The following is a 19,230-nucleotide window of genomic DNA, read 5'->3' as shown; positions in this document are numbered from 1 at the left end:
CACGGCATCTCACACACCGTGCCTGAAACGGACGCAGTAAGTCAAGTTAATGACTTATTTGTCACGGTCATAAGTCAAAGGAAAGACGTACGGTCTTTAAAAGGTTTTGGCTCTTTATCTTTACCGGCCAGACCATTGGCCATGGCAATACGCTGATTTTTACGTCCCAGTAAACGTGCCTGCACCCAACGCTCCCAGCGCAGTGCTTTCCAGGTATCGGCTTTCCAGGATTTTTTGAATAAATATTTGGTGGCGGCAATGGCATCCGGCGATTTGCTGGCAATCACTTCTGCCAGTGCCTGAGCATCAGCCAGCGGATCGGCCGACAGCTTGCTGAGCAGACCATATTCATAGCCTTCCTGCGCGCTGAACTGACGGCCGGTCATGGTCAGTTCCTGGGCGATATCCACGCGGGTTAAACGTGACAGCGTCACCATACCGCTCATATCAGGAATCAGGCCCCACTTCATTTCCATAATGGATAAATTGGCATCCGGTGTAGCGATACGGTAATCGCAGGCCAGCGCAATCTGCATACCGCCGCCGAAGCAGTTACCGTGAATGGCACAGATCACCGGCACCGGCAGGTCACGCCAGCAATGGGCAATCTGCTGGGCGATATTCTGTTTGGTCCAGGGCCATTTTAAAAAGACTTTAGGCACCATCATCGGATCTTTGCTCAGCGCTTTAAAATCCAGACCGGCACAGAAAGAGTCACCTTTGGCGGCCAGAATAACGGCGCGCACGCTGCGGTTTTTACGCAGTTTTTTCGCGCAGGCGATCATCTCTTTAAACATCGGCATATCCAGCCCGTTGAGTTTTTCCGGGCGGTTCATATACACGTAAGCAATATGATCTTTGATTTCGCAGAGAATACGGTCGGTGCTGCTCATAAGGTTTCCAGATGGTTTATACGGTTGAGGCCGTCTCCGGCCGCTGTTGTTACAGCCCGGTTAACGGCAAAGCATCAAAAAGTGTGGTGATGATTTCACAGATAATGACGACCAGCCATGATCAATCTGAACAGATCAGAAACCCAAAAGCGCAGCGCTCAGCAAATAAGGCGCGACAGGCAGCCAAATGCCGGAATAAGGCAGCCCCACATCGGAAAATAAAACTCAGCGTCGCAGCAGCAGCGACTCATCAATAGCAATAAAGCGGTCGGCGGCTTTAATCAGCGCCTGGGCGGTTAACGCCTCAACACCAAAAGCCCAGGCCTGGGCACCGCTGCGTTTAACCCGCTCCAGTGCCAGATCAAAGTCGCCATCACCGGAGGCCAGCACCACGATATCGGCTTCAGGCGCGGCATCCAGTAAATCAATGGTGATGCCCACATCCCAATCGCCTTTGGCCGAGCCATCGCGGCGCTGAATAAAAGGCTTAAGCCGTACCTCAAAACCGATATTGTGCAGAATACGCTGAAAATTCATCTGCGCCGCATCACCACGGTCGATGGCATAGGCCACCGCGCGCACTACTTCGCGCCCACCGGTCAGCTGATCCCAGAAGGCCTGATAATTAAAATGGCAGCCGAAGGTCTGGCGCGTGGTGTAATAAATATTCTGCACATCGACAAACAGGGCAATGCGTTCTTTCATAAATTCACCACAGGAGATAAGCACCGATAAAAAGAAAAAGCGGCCCAGTAAATCAGGCCGCTGCAAGAGCCGAGAAGCGCGGGGAGGCGCACGCTGAATTACCAGCCCTGAGTATTGTCCTTCACCAGCTGCGCCATCATACCGATATGATCGGCACGGTCATTCAGACAGGGAATATAGTGATACTCGCGGCCGCCGTTATGCAGGAAGGTTTCGCGGTTTTCCACATCCAGCTCTTCCAGGGTTTCCAGACAGTCGGCAGCAAAAGCCGGGCTGATCACATCCACCCGGCCAACACCGGCTTTACCCCAGTCGGTGAGGGTAAAATCGGTATAAGGCTTCACCCACTCTTCCCGGCCAAAACGCGACTGAAACGAGCACAGCCACTGTTCTTCGTTTAATCCAAGCTCGGCAGCCAGCGCCAGTGCAGTTGCCCGACACTGTGACGGATACGGATCACCACGGTCTTCATAACGCTGCGGAATACCGTGAAACGACATCAGTAAACGGTCGCCCTGACCGTGCTCAGCCCAGTATTCGCGCACCGAATCAGCCAACGCTTTGATGTACGCCGGGTGCTGATGGTATTCGTTGACCCAGCGGGTTTCCGGCAGATGCGGACAAGGCTTCAGCGCCTTAGCCAGACGATCAAACACCGCCGCCGTGGTGCTGGAAGAAAACTGCGGGTACAGCGGCAACACCAGCATTTTATCGACGCCGGCGGCGCGCAGTTCACGCCCGGCCTGCTCCATCGACGGCTGACCGTAGGTCATCGCCAGTACCACCGGAATATCGCAACCATACTGTGCCTTTAAGGCCTCTTTAAGAGCCTGCTGCTGGGCACGGGAAATGGTCATCAGCGGTGAACCATGCTCGCCCCAGACCGAGGCATAGGCCTTGGCTACCCGGCCCGGACGGATACGCAGAATCACACCATGCAGAATCAGCCACCACAGCGGCCGCGGCACATCGACCACGCGCTTATCCCAGAGAAACTCAGCCAGATATTCACGCACCGCTTTGGGTGTCGGCGCTTCGGGAGTACCAAGATTGGCGAGCAGCACGCCAAAGGGCGGGCGTTGAGGCGAATTCACGGACACTATCTCCTGCCTTGTATAAGTTTTGCCTAAGTTTATCGGAACCGTGGCAGAGGGTCATCCGTGATTATCTGATCGGGGTAATGAAAGCCGGTGCTGGATGAAATTCAGATCTGTATACAGGGGAAATAACTCTGTCATGATGCCAGGGCCTGCCGATTGCGCGCAGCAACCTCATGATGGAGTACAGCGATGAAATTTCTGCAGTTAAAAATACCGCCACTGCTGCTGACTGGCCTGACCGCCTTGCTGATGTTATTGCCAGTGATGTTGCGTACCGGCCATATCAGTGGCTGGCATGGCCTGCGCTCTCCGCTATTGGTTATAACGCTGGCCCTGTTTTTCGCCGGCGCCGTCTTCTGCCTGGCCGGAGTTGCCAGCTTCCGCCGCGCCCGCACCACCGTGAATCCGATGCGCCCGCAACAGGCCAGCACACTGGTGCAGACCGGCGTTTATCGCCTGAGCCGTAACCCCATGTATACAGGCTTCGTACTGCTGCTTGGCGCGTTGGCGATGGTGCTGGGTAATTACCTGAGCGCACTGTGCATTCCGCTGTTTATCTCTTATATGAATCACTTTCAGATTGAGGCCGAAGAAAAAGCCCTGAGCGAATTATTCGGCGACGAATACCGCGCTTACTGTCAGCGGGTAAGGCGCTGGCTTTGATTCAGCCAGGCCTGTTAATACAAGACCTGTTAATAACAGAACTGCTCAGGCACCGGCTGCCAACGCTGACACGCTACGGCAACCAACAATGGCCGGTGCTTTATGTATAAGCTCATCGTTGCTGATTGCGGCCACCATAAACAGCGCAAAGTCGGTACGCCGGGTCAGATTACTGGCCAGTACGGCATCGCCCACATGTTCGCTCCAGCGCGGTAACCCCTCCGGCTCGCCCTCTTCCAGATCGCTGCCACGCACCACTGTCCAGCGTTTTTTACTGTTAAACACCCGGCGGCAGGCCTCTTCCTGGTCACTCAGATCCGCCAGCCATAACCAGCGTGCCAGCCGCCCGAACAGTGCGACGAATAAACGCAGCTGCCAGGAATAACGGTCTTTACCGTCGCGCGAAATATGCCAGCCGCAGGAAAACACCAGGCGTGCCTCCGCCGGGGCAAAATCCAGCACCGCCTGCGCCGTGTTGGTGGCATAGCCCTGCACGCCCCAGGGCGCCAGCACCGTCAGCACTGCATCACAATCGGCGACCGCCGCACGGATAACCTCGCGCTCATCCGTACGCCCGGGAAAAATACGGATCTGTCCGGCAAAACGGCTGAGCTTAGCGACACTTTGCGGGCGGCAAACGCCCACCACTTCATAACCCCGTGCCAGCGCGTGTTCGGTCATATACTGGCCAAGTTTGCCCGAGATACCAACGATGCAGATTTTCTTCATAGCCTGAGCCCTCATTTCAGTCTGCCCAGCTTATCCATACACAAAACGCATAGAAATCCGCTAAAGTTGCATCGTTAATATGCACATCTGCATAGGTACAATGAATTTAAGGAGGAAAGGATATGGACTGGGGCTCGGTAAACTTCGACTGGAACCACGCCCGCGCGTTTTTAATCAGCGCCGAGCAAGGCTCGCTGTCGGCCGCGGCACGTCTGCTCAATACCAGCCAGCCCACCCTCAGCCGTCAAGTCGCGGCACTGGAACAGGAACTCGGCATCACCCTGTTTGAGCGGGTCGGTAAAGGACTGCAGCTGACCGACAGCGGCGCTGCCCTGCTTGAGCACCTGCGCCCCATGGCTGAAGCCGCCAACCGCTTTGCTTTAACGGCCGCCGGGCAGTCACAACTGACCGAAGGCCCGGTCTGTATTGCCGCCAGCGAAATTGACGCCATATTCCGCCTGCCCGCCGTAATCGACGCTATCCGCCAGCGCGAACCCGGCATCCAGCTGGAAATTGTGGTCTCCAACAACATCAGCGATTTACAGCGGCGTGAAGCCGATATTGCCATCCGCAGCTTCCGCCCCGAACAGCCCGATTTAATCGTCAGGAAACTCGCCGACGAACCTATCTGGCTGTACGGCAGCCACGAGTACCTTAACAATCTGGATGCGGTTAACAAGGCTGCCGGCAAGAGCAAAACAAGCATTGACCCACATATTCAGATTATCGGTTTTGAACGCAACGACAGACTGATGAATATTCTTAACCAGCATGGCTGGCAGCTGAGCCAGAAGAATTTTCCCATCGTCACCACCTTTCAGATGCTGCAATGGCAACTGGTCAAACAAGGCAATGGCCTTGGCTTTTTTCCGCAACAGATTGGCGATGCCGAACCCACATTCCGCCGCGCCTTCAGCGAACGCGGCGCACCGGTAACCGTACCGTTATGGCTGGTCTGCCACCGGGAATTGCGCACCAATCCGCGAGTTAAGCGGGTATTTGATTTGTTGGCGGAGATGCTGACGGAAGGGAATTAATAGCGCTGTTTAACCGGCGGGCAGCATTTCAGCACCGCCGGCTCAACGGGTCATTCCAAGAAAGTGGCCCTGTTTATTAAGACCGAATTAATGACAGTGATAAGGCTGTGACCCGGCATGGCAGCACTGCCCTGCCGGACTGTCTTTCCGGCAACCGCCGCTGTGAGCGAAAGCGGCTGATGTAAAAATCACAAGTGACAATGCCAATATTATTTTTTTCATGATGAGATTCCGTTTTAGTATTTTTTATCAAAAAACCTCCCTGTCAGGCCAGAAGAGTACGATCTCTCCCAGCCATCAATCAGTAAAGCCACTCCTTTGCTCTACAGGCCAGACTGAATGTCATTGAGTTTTCAGTCAATGGCACAAATAAAAAAATGGCGTGCCGAAGCACGCCATTTCCCATCAGACCGAAGCCTGATAATTACTGCACGTAGCGCAGTTTTGACGTCCAGTCCTGCTTCTGACCCACACCCATCTCGACGGTGAAGGTTTCGTTAGCGCCCACCGAACCTGACCACATATACAGATGATCGGTCCAGGAACCTGACGGCCAGCGCTGCAGATAATAATCTTTGCCGCTCACCGTATCACGATCAACAAAGACCACCTGATCGCCGTTTTTCAGACAGTCGCCATCGTCATTCAGAATACGGATACGTAATTTATTGGAGGCATTATCCTGTTTGGTAAAGTAGGCATAATTACCGCCACCACCGCCAAGCCACCAGTTCCAGTAAGAACCGACACGCAAATTACCCTGTACCTGCACAAAGTCGTTGCTGCGGATACAGAAAGCACGGTTTTTCGGATACCAGTTATCCAGATTAAAGCTGGCTGCCGCATCGCTGGCACTGCCATTCACCTTAATCCAGCCGTCGTTATCGCTGGCGTTAATTTTGATATAAGCGCCATTGGCCTGATTACGGAACTTCACGGCGGAATAAGGCTGATTCACAAAGCGGTAGCTTTCGGTGCGGGTGTTGTCATCGGCATAGGAGAAACCGGCAATCGGATAATGATCGGACAGCTCCTGATACTGATAATTTTTGTTTTCCCAGCGTGGCGAGGTCACGTCCAGCGACTGGTTATGCCAGTAGGTTGGCTGCGCATGATCACGGGAAACAAAAATATAATCGAGGTATTCGCTGGGCAGGTCCGGATAGTTATAGGCGGCAATACCGTTGGATTCCGGGTCCCAGGAGGTATCAAATCCGGCATAGGCATCCGGTGCATTCACATGCAGGGTTTCCAGCATATCCGGGTATTCGGCGCTGTTTTTAATTACGTTAAAATCGCCACCGATAAACAGTACCTGATCGGCCGGGATATTTTTGCTGGCAATAAACTGCTGCATTTCGGTGAACTGACTTTTGCGCACGGCAGCCGGATCGGAACAGGCGCCGTCTTCAGCCTGAGCATGGGTGCCAATCACATGATAGTCATGGCCGTTTTTATCCAGACGGATATACACAAAGCCTTTATTAGCCAGCCAGTCCGCTCCGCAACCCTCTTTGTAGACGTACTGAATTTGTTCCTCAATCGGCCAGCGGCTGACAATGGCCACACCACCATCTTCCGGAGCGGTATTACTGTATGCCCCCAGCGTCTGATTCCAGCCGCTCTTGGTGCGGCCCAGTACCGGAGTCTGATGCGGATACTGACTTTTCAGGCCGTCCAGCAGGGTTTGCGCCGGCCCATTATCAAAAATTTCATTAAGAATAATGGCGTCGTGTCCATGAATAACGTCCGATTGCAGAATCAGTTCCGCACGGGTTTGTTGCGACCAGTCGGAAATAGCACCGGTCAACATATACACGTTGTAGGCCAGCAGCTTTAAATCATCCGCATACGCCAGGTTGCTGACAGAGGTTTCGGGTGCAGGAATGGGCGCCGTAGCTTCCTGAGTAGCGGTTGGCGTATCAGACATGGCCTGACCGCTCATAGCGGCTATCAGTAAAGAAGCGGCCAGCAGTGGTTTGAATGCAGCATTTTTCAGAGTCATATTGATCTCAGCTTTATTATGTTTATCAGATTGAGATTCCTTTCCCCGGACGGCCATTCTAGAGAGCAACGGCCTCAGTAAAAATGGTCCTATCGTGCCAATTCATATAAGCATCTCAGGTAAACATGAAATCTGGGGCCGAGGCCTGCTATCCGGGCGCAGCCAGCCCCGGCTCAGGGCAAAGAAAAAGCCCATACAAACTGACATTTGTATGGGCTTTCTGATTTTTTGAAAGCGCAACGGAACTGAGTCTGTCAGGCTCCCAGCAATGGCAAATGCCTGCGCTTTTTATAAGTCAGCGTAAGTTCAATACAATGGCGCAGCGCAGACTCAGGCAGCGCTGCGGAAAGGTCTAATACAATGGCCCTGTTGCCCTGAAACGCCAGTACATCGCCATACAGAACCCGGAAGGTATCAACCAGTTTGGTGTTGCAGTTAAAAAACACATAGCAGTTATGCGGAGTATCAGGCTTCCAGTCGATCCGGATCGGACTGCCGCTTTTAACACTGTAGCTGGGCTCACCCCATTTCAGAGATTCTTCAACAGCACCTGACTGCAGATGTTCAGCGGTCTGAAAAATCAGGCTCCGCAACGAGGAAAGCTGATGACGGGCAGAGTCCGGGTACTGGTCGAAACGGGTTTTTACGTTCTTATCCATTCAAAATTCCGGTTTCAGAAAAATAAGGGGCCATTCCGGATGCTTTATAAAACCAGACTCGCGTGAAATAAAGCATTCAGCTCATCCATTACCGACTGCTCTTTCCTTGTACTGTCAGCAAAGGATTCCAGACGTTCTAATTCAGATTCGATAAACTGATTCAGCTCAGGAATAGGCGGAGCAAGCTCCTTTTCCAGACTGATCTTCTTGCGCACCAGCAGTGCAGAAATCTGCTCATTCAGTTTTCTGTCGCCGGCAATCATCTGGCGCAGAGTCTCAAATTCAATGGGGGCAGGCTTGCGATATTTCTCCAGCCACATAATGGACAGCAACGGACGCAATACATAAAAGTATTTTTTAATCGGCACCAGATCATCACGCAGATAACCCCGGTAGTTCGTTTTCGCCATGCTGCGGTAGTGGTAAATCCCTTTTTCAACGCAGTAGACCGTACTCAACAGCTCACGCGACCTGCGCGCAAAATCACCGCGATCAAGGTAAACAATGGGCGACTGCAGCCACTCGACAAAGGCCGGATTCGAGCGTGAAAACAGCTTTAAGGCTTTGCGGATATCCCAGCCGTTGATGTCGATCTCATCGACAATCGGATACTCGATAACATCACGCTTATCTTCCAGGTCCACCGCCACATACCAGTCTTTAGGATGCGCATAGATAAAACGCACATCGTAATCACTGTTCGGTGACTCGAATCCCCAGGCACGGCTACCCGATTCAACCGCGTAAAGAACGCGGACGCCATGCTCTTTCTCGGCGTTTTCAATGCGGGCAAGGATCTCTTTTTTAACAGCGGGTTTAATCATAGCGATGTCTGGTTAACCGGGTAATCACCGTCACTACAGGGTTTATAGCCCATGACGCTGTTAATACATAACACCTTATCACAGGGTATTTTTTAAATTATTTAACTCTTCGCCACTGAGTATAACGGGTGACACAACAGGTTCACCAGACTCAGTAAAAAGCGGAGAATTACGATACTTACCACCGATACGCATGGATAAAATAATCCACAAAAATCTTACAATCATACCGGGGAGTCCTTTTTGCTTCGGCTTCGGTTCTCCTATAGCAGAATCCACATTGACTATTGCGATATTCTTGCCAAAATCTTCGGCCATTTTTGCACGATTCAGCACCGAATGAATAAGGCCGATAAATGAAACCTTAGGATCAGGCAGCGTATTACCAAGGGGAGTGTTACAGCAGGCGGCATACCAGCGGATCATCCCCTGATCGCTAAGCCGCACAGCCGCGAGATGCTCCTTACCTTGTGAAAAAACCACACGGGGCTGTGCCAACTGCACAATTTCAGTCCCTCCCTGTGCATCCAGAACATCACCTGCCCGGCCTAAAAATTTCGCAAAAGCCTGACAGTCGGCACAGTAACATACCACCCGACTACAGGTTCCGGCTCCCCGAACATGACCACTAAGAGCCCCGCATTGACACTGAATTTTGTGCATATTTTTACTCGTTACTGAAAAATGCTATCTGGATAGCTTTTATGATGCATGTTTAGGACTTGTTAACACTAATTAAAGTTAAATCTTATTTCTGGTGATCATTCTGATACTCAGGCATTCAGTGCCTGTCGGTTTTACTTTGGGGTGCGTTAAAGCGGAGAAAAGTCACAGGTCATTTTCATGCATTACAGGACGATCCGGTAATATCCACCATACTCCCCATCCTTAGTCCCATTGTGTGTGACCTGCCAGCCCAATTTCTGGGCCACTCTCTTGCTTGCCACATTATCGTCAGCAATAAAAACCTGAACGGACTCTGTGTCGATCTCAGCCGACAACCTTTCAAGCGCCAGTCTGGAGGCCCTTACCACTATGCCATTACCCCAGAACTCCGATCTGATGAAATAGCCGAAGTCCAAAACACCTTCGATCTCTTTAATACCGCAGAATCCGATGAACTCATCAGTATCAGATTGGGCAATAGCAAAACGTGACGGGTTATCAAGCGCATTCTCAAACCACGAATCCGCCTCATCTTCTGTTAAAGCCCGGCGGGGCCCAAGAAACCTCATAACCCGGGAATCCTGAAGCATGGCCATAACCGCTGTTTTATCCTGACGTTGAAGATCTCTTAGTTTTACCGGAATCATAATGCTGGTTTCACCATGCCGCGACAAGCTAAGCGGCTCAGTTAGTGTGCCTATAGGTTTATGAGAATTTCTATGCTAATTAACAAGTAAATCTATAATATTTGAGAACTCGCCAACAGAGCCTTTATACATTTCAACAAACTTACCGTTTTTACAGGTGATATTTATATACTTTTTACTATCGACATTGAAAATTTCGCGTTCCTCGTTGTTCGGGGTGAACGGATGATGTTAACCAGCTGCCTATTCTACTTCGATCGCGGATAACATCCGCTCCCACACCGACAGGGTCCGGCTTGCCACAAAAAGAAAAGCCCATACAAACTCGCATTTGTATGGGCTTTAAAATAAAAGGAGCCAGCTGATAAGCCCTGAGTTTCTGAATCGTCGTCGTGGGCAGTCACTGTCCCGGCAGAACCGGCTTAGGACCAAAGAAAAAGCCCCTGCAAACGTTAGCCTGCAGGGGCTTTTAAATAAGTGGAGTCAGCCGATAAGCCCTGAGCTTCTGAATCGTCGTCGTGGGCAGTCACTGTCCCGGCAGAACCGGCTTAGGACCAAAGAAAAAGCCCCGAAAATTTCTTTCCGGGGCTTTTAAATAGAAGGAGTCAGCCGATAAGCCCTGAGTTTCTGAATCGTCGTCGTGGGCAGTCACTGTCCCGGCAGAAGCCGGCGAAACGCTGGTAAAGAAAAACCCCGCTCAGTTTCCTGAGCGGGGTTTTCATAATAAAAGGAGTCAGCCGATAAGCCGGGTTCTGTCGTGGACAGTCATTCGTCTAGGCCTGCAATCACTCACAGGCTCAAGCAACCTACCCGTTCCCAGCGCGGGCCGCGCCTATAGGGAACCTATTTGGTCTTGCTTCGGGTGGAGTTTACCGTGCCACGAACTGTTACCAGTCGCGCGGTGCGCTCTTACCGCACCCTTTCACCCTTACCTGATCCCGCTTGCGCGGGCCATCGGCGGTTTGCTCTCTGTTGCACTGGTCGTAGGCTCGCGCCTCCCAGGCGTTACCTGGCACCCTGCCCTGTGAAGCCCGGACTTTCCTCCCCCCACACTGTTGCCAGTGCGGGCGACGACTGTCTGGCCGACTCCGGGCGCGGATTCTACAGGAATACAGAGTAAGTGCTATAAAAACTGAACCCGCCGGCCAGACTGTCTGGCGATAAACCAAAATTCGGACGGCAGTTCTACAGGAATACAGGTAAGTGCTATAAAAACCGAACCCACCGGCCAGACTGTCTGGCGCTAAACCAGTATTCGGGCGCGGGTTCCACAGGAACGAGAAGTAAATAACCAGACTGTCTGGCGCTAAGCCGGTATTCGGGCGCGGAATCTACAGGAAAGGAAAACAATAGCCAGACTGTCTGGCGCTAGACCGGTATTCGGGCGCAGGTTCCACAGGAACGAGCAGTAATAGCCAGACCGTCCGGCTCTAGACCGGTATTCGGGCGCCGGTTCTGCAGGAAAAGGAAATAACCAAACCTGTGGGAGCGGCATTTCTGCCGCGCTCTTAATCGTGACTGAAAGTCACTCCCACTACTGAAAGTCACTCCCACTACTGAAAGTCACTCCCACTGAATCAACCCTCACATTCAGTCAATTATCTGCGGCGCTGTGAAATACCCGCAGGCGCCTGTGTTTAAGCCTTCCCCTGCATCTCCAGCGCTTTCTGATACAGCTCTTTTTTATTCTCGCCGGTCAGGTCGGCAATAATAGCCGCTGCTTTTTTCGGTGGCAGTTCGGCCAGCAGCAGGCGGAATAGTTTGTTGCTGTCGACTTCGCTGGCCGGGGCCGGATCGGGGTTGCCGGCAATCATCACCACGAATTCACCTTTCTGCTGGTCGGCATCCGCCTGCAGCTGGCTGAGAATGTCTGGCAGTGTGCCGTGATAAAAAGTCTCGAAGGTTTTGGTTAATTCGCGGGCAACACAGGCTTGACGTTCTGCGCCAAAAACCTCAGCCATGACTTCCAGCGTATCGAGAATCCGGTGTTTGGATTCGTAGTACACCAGGGTGCGTGCTTCCTGTTCCTGAGCCAGTAATTTTTCGCGTTTGGCACCGCTTTTATGCGGCAGGAAGCCTTCAAAGGTAAAACGGTCGGTCGGCAGGCCTGCCGCGCTCAGGGCAGTAATAATGGCACTGACACCGGGAATCGGGCTGACATGCAGGCCGCGCGCGCGCAGCGCCTGCACCAAAGGATATCCCGGATCGGAAATTAACGGGGTGCCGGCATCGGATACCAGCGCCATGCTCTGGCCCTGTTCCAGATGGCGGGCAATCTGTTCTACGCGCTCACGTTCATTGTGTTCGTGCACCGATAACAGCGGCTTTCGCAGGCCGAGGTGCTGGAGTAATTTTGCGGTATGTCTGGTATCCTCGCAGGCAATTACATCAACGCTGGTCAGCACCTGCTTTGCACGCTCGGTGAGGTCAGCCAAATTACCAATGGGTGTCGCCACGACGTAAAACGTGCCGACCTGCATTCTGGGATCTGAAGTCATGCGGGGAAACTTACCTGATCGTTGGTTACGCGGATTATCGCTGCTGGTTGTCAGCGCGGGTCTGGGTTTAAGCGGTTGTTCTACCACACCGGGACAAACCGGGCTGGGCAACAGCCTTACCGAAAGCAGTAGTCAGAGTAATTCAGTATTAATGCAGCAGATTCGCGGCGAACTCGACGACGGCGAGTTTGGCAATGCTGCGCTGCAATTGCAACTGTTGCACGAGCGTGTGCTCACGCCACAGGAGCAGGTGGAATTTATGCTGCTGTCGGCGCAGATGCATCTGGGCAGCAACGAGCCGGAAATTGCCGGCGAATATCTCAACCAGCTTACCCAGCGTATGAATTACGCCACGCCGGAGCAGGAACTGCGCGCCAGCCTGTTAAAAGCCCGCTGGTACGAAAGCAATGGCGAATATCTGGCCGCCGCGCGCGAGCGTGATTTTTTATCCGGCGCATTAAATCCGGAGCAGCGCGAGCAGAATCATGAGCAAATCTGGCAGGATTTAATGGCCATGCCGGAAGTCGAGCTGCTGGAATGGGCAGAAAAAACCCCGGCTACCCAGTTTGGCGACTGGCTGCGGCTGGCGGCGATTTCCCGTAACTCACGCCTGACACTGGACGAACATCTGGCGGCGGTTACTACGTGGCGCGAACAGAATCCGGCTCACCCGGCAGCAATACAATTACCCGGCGGTCTGGCACTGCTGGCTGATCTGGCGGCTAACCGTCCGCACAGCGTCGCCCTGATGCTGCCGTTATCCGGCCCGCTGGAGAAAACCGGTGGCGCCATCCGCGATGGTTTTATGGCCGCTTACTACGAGTCTCTGGATAAAGGCTACGCCATTCCGCAGGTGCACCTGTACGACAGCCAGAAATACAGCGATATCGATATTGCCTACGCTCAGGCGCAGCTCGACGGTGCGCAGTGGGTGATCGGGCCGATCAACAAAATGCAGGTGCAGGCACTGCAACAGCGCGAAACCCTGCCGCTGCCAACCCTGGCCCTGAACTATGGTGACCGCAGCGAAGCCGAAACCCTGCCCGCCAACCTCTATCAGTTCGGCCTGGCCGCCGAAGACGAAGCCGTACAGATTGCCGAAAAAGCCTGGACCGATGGCCTGCGCCGCGCGCTGGTACTGGTACCACAGGGCAACTGGGGCGAGCGTATTTATGCCGCCTTTGAACAGCGCTGGCTGGAGCTGGGTGGTGAAATCGGCGAACAGCGTTTTTATCCGAACCGCCAGGACTACAACCCGGAAATCAAAGCGCTGCTGAACGTCGACGACAGCCAGAAGCGTTATCAGACCATGCGCCGTCTGTTACGTCAGAGCACCGAGTTTGAGCCGCGCCGCCGTCAGGATGTCGACTGGGTGTTTATGGTCGCCCTGCCGCAGCAGGCCCGCCAGATCAAACCAACGCTGGCATTTAACTTTGCCGGTGATCTGCCGGTATACGCCACTTCGCATGTGTATTCCGGCGAACCGAATCCAACCAAAGACCGCGACCTGAACGGCGTGCAGTTCTGCGACGTGCCCTGGTTGCTGGAAAGCAGTGAGCTGTACCGCACCGTAGAAAAAGTGATGCCGAATGGTCAGGGCGGCTATGCCCGCTTATACGCCATGGGCGTGGATGCCTTCCGTCTGCTGCCACGGTTAAAACAGCTGGAAGTATTCCCGCACAGCCAGATGTTTGGCAGCACCGGCGCACTGGCGCTGGATCACGAGCGCCGCATTCACCGCCGTACCGAATGTACCCAGTTCCGCTCTGGCCGGCCGCAGCGTTTAGCCAGACGCTGAGTACTCACACCGCATAACTCACGGGGCAAGGATGCCATGTGGTTTACCCGCAAAGACAAAAAACTGCAGGATTCAGAACAAACGGCAGAGACTTCCTCTGCCGCCGAAACCCGTGCTGCAGAAAAGCCTGCAACCCGTAAACCTGCAACACGCACAAAAGGCGCCGAGATTGAACAGGCCGCCGAACACTTCCTTAAGCGTCAGGGGCTGAAAGCCGTTACCCGCAATTACACCATCCGCGGCGGTGAAATCGACCTGATTATGCGTCACGGCAAGGTGCTGGTCTTTGTTGAGGTGCGTTACCGCGCCAGCCAAAGCCACGGCAGCGGCGCCGAAAGCATCACCCACCACAAGCAACAGCGCTTACTCAAAACCGCCCGGCACTATCTGCAGCAACACTATGGCGCGAACCTGCCGGACTGCCGCTTTGACGTGATGTCGGGCAGCGGTCAGCCGGTGCAGTTTGAGTGGCTGCAGAATGTGTTTGGCTAACCGCTCCTTAGCAGAAACAACGCTGTATCAGAACTGCCAGGCCGCCGCCAGACGCACAGTGCGCGGTTCAATCACATGGTAATGAATATCCTCCTGCTCGCTGCTTTCACCCGGCAGACGAGAGGCGTACCAGTAATCAATATCGTGATCGCGGCTGTCGAACAGGTTGAGTACATCGGCACTGAACACCCAGCTGTTCAGGCTGTAGCCGCTGCGCAGATTCACCACCGTGGTCGGGTCAGACATCACCGAGCCATCTTCCACCAGCGGCCGCTCACCAAAATAGCGCAGGCGCAGACTGCCAAACCAGCCCGCACCGCGCTGGCTGCTGATACCCGCCTGCAGCACATTGCGCACCGCACCGGGAATCTCATTCCCCCCGGCTGCATTGCCGCGTAATTCTGCTTTGGTCCAGGCGTATTCCAGATCCATATTCCAGCGCTCGTTCAGCTGATAATAGAGCGTCATTTCCAGCCCTTTACGCCGTGAAGCACGGCTGGCTTCGGTATTACCGGCATCGCCGACAAACAGCAGCTCGCTGTCGAGATCCAGCTGCCACAGCGCCAGCGAGGTACTCAGACGCCCGGCCATAACACCGCGCACACCGACCTCATAACCCAGCGAATCCACCAGCGGATCAACCGCCTCCACCGCACTGCCATCGGCCGGATCAACCTGAATGGTGGTGCCGCGGGCGTCGTTTGAATGCAGTCCCTGCCCCGCCGCCAGATAGCTTTCCCAGTCGCGGTTCAGGGCCACAATCACGCTGCCTTTTAAGGCGATATTGTTATCGCTGGCTTTGCCGCTATTGGCACTCAGGTCAACGCCGTTTTTGTTGCTGCCAACCCGGCTTTGTACATCAAAGCGGTAGTCGTCGTAGCGCACACCCAGCACGGTACGCACGCGCTCATTCCAGTACAGGGTGTTTTCGGCGTAGAGGCCGGTGCTGAGTTCGCCTACACGGTCACTGCGGACAGTTCCGATACGCTGACGTTCTTTACTGTGATACAGACCCACTTCGTCAATATCGTCATAACGCAGGTCGGCGCCGATACGGTTGCTCATCGCCAGACCGGCTATCTCTGAGTGCCAGAGGTAACTGAGCTGACCACCGTAAATCCAGCGCTTATCGACCTGCTCAAACTGATCGCCATTGACGGTATCGTCGAGGTAATAGGTGAAGTCCGACCACAGATTCATGTCGTAACGGATGGCATAAGCCGAAGCCTGAATACCGTCGCGTTGCCAGATGGCATTCAGGCTGTAGCGGCTGGATTCACCGCCCACGCTGTCGTTCAGCGAACCCAGTTCGTCGATCAGGCCGCTGTCGACCGCACGCTGCGGAATCTGGTCGGCGCTGTTCCATTGGTTGTCATAGCCCATAAAGGACAGACTCAGCTTGCCACCAGCCAGTGCGCGGCGATGCTTGAGCAGCACACTGCTTTTATCCAGATCTTCGCGGATATCGCTCCAGGGGCCATCGTAGGTATTGCGTTCCAGTGCATACAACCAGTCGCCCTGAGCATTGCTCAGACTGTCGAGCAGCAGCGCCCGGCGATACTGATCTTCGCCCAGACTCAGCTGCGCCAGCCCCTGAGCAAAAGTATCGGCGGTCTGCAGGGTGGCACTGCCCGCACCGCTGAAATCACCGACATCGGCGTAGTAACTGCCCTTCTGATAACTCAGCGAGCCAATGCTTTCCGGAATAATAAAATTAAGATCGGTATAACCCTGACCGTGGCCGTGGGTGCGCATATTGACCGGCATACCATCAACAAAGGTGGCGAAATCGGTGCCGTGATCGAGATTAAAGCCACGCAGAAAATACTGGTTCGCTTTGCCGCTGCCGCTGTGCTGGGTGACGACTAAGCCGGGCACCAGCTCCAGTACTTCACCGGTGCGCAGTAACGGCCTGCTGTTAATTTCTTCACCACTGACATAGCCCTGCGAGGCCGACATAGCCTCACCCAGCAGTTTTTCTCTGGCGGTCACGATCTGGTTATCCAGTTTGGCTGCCCTTTGATTTACTGCTGTATTTTCTGCTGCAGCAGCGCTTTTTAATGTACCGTCGTTTTCCGCCGCCTGTACTGTCTGTGTCAGTGCAAGCACAGGTAACCCCAATAGCAAAAGACCTGCGGGCTGAAATTTCATCTTTATCCTCATTGTCCACTTAAGCGGCGTAAGGCGGCTCTCAACAATTGCCGCCACCGGTCCTGTTAACGAAAATATCACCATCTGCTGACGAACTTATCAGCCGCAGCGAATACCGATAACACCTCGGTGTTAACCATCTGCGGCAGGTAAGGGCTGGAAATAACGGACGCGCACAAGCCGCGCCGGAACCTGTGCCCCCAAAAGAAAGAAACGGCCAAACGACTCATGAACCGCAGCACCGATTTAACCCGCTGGCTGAAACTGCCCACAGCCCGCTCACGCACCCCCACTCTGGGTAAGCGCGAGCTGGCCATTCTGGAAGTGCTCTGGCAACAGGGAGCGCAGTCTGTGCAGCAGGTGCACGCCAGCCTGCAGGAAGATATTTCGCTGAATACCGTGCAGAGCACACTGGAGCGTTTGCACCGCAAGGATTTGCTGCAACGCCACAAAGAAAGCCGGGCGTTTTTTTACAGCGCTGTGCTGCAGAAACCTGACCTGATCAGCAACCTGCTGCATGATATTGCCGCCGACCTCAGTGCCGATGATATGGCGCCGATGGTGTCAGGCTTTATGGATTATTTAGCGGATGTTGCCCCAGCCATGGGTGAGCGCCTGAACAAGGCACTGGCCGCAGAGCCTGATGCCAACGGCGCTGACTATGATTCCTGAACTGGCCGATATTCTGCTGGCCAGTGCGCTGAGCTTCAGCACTTCGTCATTGCTGGCATCATTGCTGTTTCCGCTGCTGCAGAAAACACAGCACAACAGCAGCCCGCTGCAGCAGTCACGCCTGCTGATGCTGTATGCCCTGTTGCCCCCGGCCGTCACCTTCTGGGTGGTGGTGCTGCTGATGAATCCGGAGCTGGCAGGAGTACTGCACAGCGCCCACTGCCATGGTGAACTGTGTGGTCCGCATGTACCGGATGTCAGCTCATCGTCCCTGACGGGGGCCATACTCGCAGGTGTTATCAGCGCTCTGCTGCTGGTTGCTTTATTACTGTTTAACCACCAGCTGCGGCGTGGACGTCAGCGTCTGGCAACGGTTGACCTGTTCAGCACGGCCGGCAACCCGTCCGGTAGTGGCGTCACAGCACCAGACTTCCGCCTGATTGATTCGCATCTGCCACTGGCCTGGTGTGCAGGTCTCTGGCGCCCCGCAATCTATATCTCTACCGCGCTGCAACAGCAGCTGAGTCCGCAACAGTCAGCCATGGTGCTGTTGCATGAGCACTGCCACCTTCTGCGCCGCGATAACCTGCGCAAATTCCTGCTGCAGTGGGCCAGCCTGCTGTGGCTGCCAGAACCACGCAAAGCCCTGCAAGAACAGTTTGCGCTGAGCTGTGAATTACAGTGCGACGCCTACGTCACCCGCCAGGGTTATGCACCTGAGGCGCTGGCCGCACTGCTGCAGCAACTGCAGCCACAGACCGATATGGCAGCTCAGGCCAGCGGCGAGCGTATACAGGCGCTGTTATATGACCCACGCTCCCCTGCAAAGCATGGCTTCAGCAGTGCCGATGGCTGGTTGCTGCTGGTGTTGCTGCTTTGCGCTCAGGTGGCGCTTTTCAGCCACTGGCTGCATCCGCTTCTGGATACATTATTTCTCTGAGAATCACTGTTATTTGGTTTTGTCTCATGGCTCATTTATGATGGCCCATCTGTTACTCCCGGAGCGTTATTGTGCAGGATCGGATCATCGGCCATTTTGGCGCCAGTATCGAAACCAAAACCCACGCAGCAGAAGAGCTGCCACCTTATATCGAGCGCGCGGCGCAGATTATGGTGAATGCCCTGCTCAGCGGCGGAAAAATTCTTACCTGTGGTAACGGCGGCTCCGCCGGTGATGCACAGCACTTTTCTTCCGAGCTGCTGAACCGCTTTGAGCGCGAGCGCCCGAGTCTGCCAGCCATTGCCCTGACCACCGACTCATCGACCGTAACCTCGATCGCCAACGATTACAGTTATAACGAGATTTTCTCCAAGCAGATCCGTGCTTTGGGCAATGCCGGCGACGTATTGCTGGCCATTTCCACCAGCGGTAACTCCGCTAACGTGGTGCAGGCGATTCAGGCCGCCCACGAGCGCGAGATGACCGTGGTTGCCTTAACCGGCAAGGACGGCGGCCATATGGCGTCACTTATTACCCGTGACGATGTCGAAGTGCGGGTACCGGCCAACGTTACGGCGCGGATTCAGGAGGTTCACCTGCTGGTGATTCACTGCCTGTGCGACCTGATTGACTGCTCACTGTTCGGCGAAGAATAACCCTACACAGCATTCTGGCCGCGACAAACGCGGCGCATAAAAAAACGGCCCGGACATTCACATGCCCGGGCCGTTTTTTTATTACTTACACCTGT

General features: G+C 54.2%; 19 protein-coding genes and 1 other RNA gene. 7 read left to right on the top strand and 13 right to left on the bottom strand.

Annotated features, from left to right (window positions below; translation table 11 throughout):
* Positions 1 to 74: 74 nt before the first annotated feature.
* The 3 genes from HUF19_RS05045 to hemH all read right to left on the bottom strand — a co-directional run bounded on the left by HUF19_RS05045 (position 75) and on the right by hemH (position 2,692).
* Complete coding sequence (locus HUF19_RS05045; RefSeq protein ID WP_260998775.1) at positions 75 to 893, bottom strand: crotonase/enoyl-CoA hydratase family protein; 819 nt, start codon at positions 891 to 893, stop codon at positions 75 to 77.
* A 225-nt stretch (positions 894 to 1,118) separates the two neighbouring features.
* Positions 1,119 to 1,598 carry a LabA-like NYN domain-containing protein gene (locus HUF19_RS05040; protein ID WP_260998774.1) on the bottom strand — a complete coding sequence of 160 codons (480 nt, stop codon included), beginning with the start codon at positions 1,596 to 1,598 and terminating at the stop codon, positions 1,119 to 1,121.
* 98 nt (positions 1,599 to 1,696) lie between these two features.
* Positions 1,697 to 2,692, bottom strand: coding sequence for a ferrochelatase (hemH, locus tag HUF19_RS05035; RefSeq protein WP_260998773.1), 996 nt, complete (start codon positions 2,690 to 2,692; stop codon positions 1,697 to 1,699).
* 195 nt (positions 2,693 to 2,887) lie between these two features.
* On the opposite strand from hemH, the gene HUF19_RS05030 reads away from it, so the two are divergent.
* Positions 2,888 to 3,361: a methyltransferase family protein gene (locus HUF19_RS05030; protein WP_260998772.1), complete on the top strand. Its 474-nt coding sequence runs from the start codon at positions 2,888 to 2,890 to the stop codon at positions 3,359 to 3,361.
* A gap of 45 nt (positions 3,362 to 3,406) precedes the next feature.
* Here HUF19_RS05030 and HUF19_RS05025 read toward each other — a convergent pair whose 3' ends face one another.
* A complete protein-coding gene (locus HUF19_RS05025) occupies positions 3,407 to 4,090 on the bottom strand; it encodes an NAD(P)-dependent oxidoreductase (RefSeq protein WP_260998771.1) in 684 nt (227 codons plus the stop codon).
* 122 nt (positions 4,091 to 4,212) lie between these two features.
* Here HUF19_RS05025 and HUF19_RS05020 point away from each other — a divergent pair, with 122 nt between their 5' ends.
* The gene (locus HUF19_RS05020) at positions 4,213 to 5,127 is read left to right on the top strand and encodes a LysR family transcriptional regulator (protein WP_260998770.1); all 915 of its coding nucleotides are present in this window, start codon (positions 4,213 to 4,215) and stop codon (positions 5,125 to 5,127) included.
* 424 nt (positions 5,128 to 5,551) lie between these two features.
* Here the strand turns inward: HUF19_RS05020 and sph are convergent, their stop codons facing one another.
* The 8 genes from sph to rsmI form a co-directional block, all read right to left on the bottom strand.
* Complete coding sequence (sph, locus tag HUF19_RS05015; RefSeq protein ID WP_260998769.1) at positions 5,552 to 7,132, bottom strand: sphingomyelin phosphodiesterase; 1,581 nt, start codon at positions 7,130 to 7,132, stop codon at positions 5,552 to 5,554.
* Positions 7,133 to 7,386: 254 nt separating this feature from the next.
* Complete coding sequence (locus tag HUF19_RS05010; protein WP_260998768.1) at positions 7,387 to 7,791, bottom strand: DUF1801 domain-containing protein; 405 nt, start codon at positions 7,789 to 7,791, stop codon at positions 7,387 to 7,389.
* A gap of 44 nt (positions 7,792 to 7,835) precedes the next feature.
* Positions 7,836 to 8,615, bottom strand: a complete 780-nt coding sequence (locus HUF19_RS05005) for a nucleotidyltransferase domain-containing protein (RefSeq protein ID WP_260998767.1) — start codon at positions 8,613 to 8,615, stop codon at positions 7,836 to 7,838.
* A gap of 78 nt (positions 8,616 to 8,693) precedes the next feature.
* Entirely contained in the window at positions 8,694 to 9,278 is a 585-nt protein-coding gene (locus tag HUF19_RS05000; RefSeq protein ID WP_260998766.1) for a DUF6151 family protein, read from the bottom strand.
* Between the two features lie 185 nt (positions 9,279 to 9,463).
* Positions 9,464 to 9,928, bottom strand: coding sequence for a GNAT family N-acetyltransferase (locus HUF19_RS04995; protein WP_260998765.1), 465 nt, complete (start codon positions 9,926 to 9,928; stop codon positions 9,464 to 9,466).
* 75 nt (positions 9,929 to 10,003) lie between these two features.
* The gene (locus HUF19_RS18405) at positions 10,004 to 10,090 is read right to left on the bottom strand and encodes a zinc ribbon domain-containing protein (protein WP_366516556.1); all 87 of its coding nucleotides are present in this window, start codon (positions 10,088 to 10,090) and stop codon (positions 10,004 to 10,006) included.
* A 563-nt stretch (positions 10,091 to 10,653) separates the two neighbouring features.
* Positions 10,654 to 11,018, bottom strand: an RNA gene (rnpB, locus tag HUF19_RS04990) — RNase P RNA component class A.
* A 547-nt stretch (positions 11,019 to 11,565) separates the two neighbouring features.
* Positions 11,566 to 12,426 (bottom strand): 16S rRNA (cytidine(1402)-2'-O)-methyltransferase, encoded by an 861-nt coding sequence (gene rsmI, locus HUF19_RS04985; RefSeq protein ID WP_260998764.1) that lies wholly within the window; start codon positions 12,424 to 12,426, stop codon positions 11,566 to 11,568.
* On the opposite strand from rsmI, the gene HUF19_RS04980 reads away from it, so the two are divergent.
* Together HUF19_RS04980 and HUF19_RS04975 are read left to right on the top strand one after the other, a co-directional pair.
* Positions 12,425 to 14,224 (top strand): penicillin-binding protein activator, encoded by a 1,800-nt coding sequence (locus HUF19_RS04980; RefSeq protein ID WP_260998763.1) that lies wholly within the window; start codon positions 12,425 to 12,427, stop codon positions 14,222 to 14,224. The two genes, rsmI and HUF19_RS04980, sit on opposite strands and share 2 nt — an antisense overlap.
* A 36-nt stretch (positions 14,225 to 14,260) precedes the next feature.
* Entirely contained in the window at positions 14,261 to 14,716 is a 456-nt protein-coding gene (locus HUF19_RS04975; protein ID WP_260998762.1) for a YraN family protein, read from the top strand.
* A 27-nt stretch (positions 14,717 to 14,743) separates the two neighbouring features.
* Here the strand turns inward: HUF19_RS04975 and HUF19_RS04970 are convergent, their stop codons facing one another.
* On the bottom strand, positions 14,744 to 16,867 hold the full coding sequence (locus tag HUF19_RS04970; protein WP_260998761.1) for a TonB-dependent receptor: 2,124 nt from the start codon (positions 16,865 to 16,867) through the stop codon (positions 14,744 to 14,746).
* A gap of 228 nt (positions 16,868 to 17,095) precedes the next feature.
* Here HUF19_RS04970 and HUF19_RS04965 point away from each other — a divergent pair, with 228 nt between their 5' ends.
* From HUF19_RS04965 to HUF19_RS04955, 3 genes are all read left to right on the top strand, one after another.
* Entirely contained in the window at positions 17,096 to 17,539 is a 444-nt protein-coding gene (locus tag HUF19_RS04965; protein WP_260998760.1) for a BlaI/MecI/CopY family transcriptional regulator, read from the top strand.
* The gene (locus tag HUF19_RS04960; RefSeq protein WP_260998759.1) at positions 17,529 to 18,479 is read left to right on the top strand and encodes a M56 family metallopeptidase; all 951 of its coding nucleotides are present in this window, start codon (positions 17,529 to 17,531) and stop codon (positions 18,477 to 18,479) included. Before HUF19_RS04965 ends, HUF19_RS04960 begins: the two co-directional genes overlap by 11 nt.
* Positions 18,480 to 18,550: 71 nt before the next feature.
* Positions 18,551 to 19,135, top strand: a complete 585-nt coding sequence (locus HUF19_RS04955) for a phosphoheptose isomerase (RefSeq protein ID WP_436317750.1) — start codon at positions 18,551 to 18,553, stop codon at positions 19,133 to 19,135.
* Positions 19,136 to 19,230 lie beyond the last annotated feature (95 nt).

Origin of the sequence: Thalassolituus hydrocarboniclasticus (genome assembly GCF_025345565.1) — a bacterium.
GTDB lineage: Bacteria > Pseudomonadota > Gammaproteobacteria > Pseudomonadales > Oceanobacteraceae > Venatoribacter > Venatoribacter hydrocarboniclasticus.
Note: the sequence above shows the minus strand (reverse complement) of the source record. Positions and strands in the feature narration are given on the sequence as shown.